The 659-nt window shown below is 68.7% G+C and carries 1 protein-coding gene; it reads right to left on the bottom strand.

The genetic code is table 11. From position 1 onward, the window contains the following. Positions 1-659, bottom strand: a 659-nt coding sequence (locus JK635_RS29315; protein ID WP_202656396.1) for an AMP-binding protein, incomplete at both ends; no start/stop codon positions are given.

Genomic DNA, 659 nt, shown 5'->3' with positions numbered 1-659 from the left:
GTATTGCCGCCGATCGACTGACCCACCAGCCTGCCGGCGCCACCAACATGAAACAGCGGCGTGGCGATCAGCGAGACGCTGCCGGGCTGCCCGCCCATCTCGGCCATGCGCGCCACGGAGGAGATCCACAAGTTGCCATGGCTGAGCATCACGCCCTTGGGGAAGCCGGTGGTGCCGCCGGTATAGAGGATGGCGGCCAGGTCGGCGCCGCTGCGCATCGCATCGGCCACCGGGCTGGCGTCCCGTATCAGCGCTTCGAAGGAGAGCATGCCCGCCGGCGACGGCGCATCGCCGGCATGGATCACGGTGCGCACGCAGGGCGCTTCCGCCAGGATCCTGTCCACCAGCGGCAGATGCTGGTCGTCGACGATCAGTACCCGGCTGTCGCAGTCGGCCAGGGAATAGGCGATTTCCTGCACGCTCCAGCGGGTATTGACCGGATTGGCCACGGCGCCGGCCCACCAGACCGCTTGGAAGTATTCGAGGTAGCGGTCGGAATTCTGCGCCAGCATCGCGACCCGGTCGCCAGCAGCAACGCCCAGCGCGCCAAGGGCGCCGGCCAGGCGCGCAACCCGTGTCGCCAGCTCGCGGAACGACTGTGCCCGCTCGCCGAAGATGGTGGCGGTCTTGTCCGGATGGTTCTGCAGCGCCCGGTGCAG

This window comes from Neobacillus paridis (genome assembly GCF_016765675.1).
Classification (GTDB): domain Bacteria; phylum Bacillota; class Bacilli; order Bacillales; family Cytobacillaceae; genus Neobacillus; species Neobacillus paridis.
This window is presented reverse-complemented; position numbering and strand designations above follow the sequence as displayed.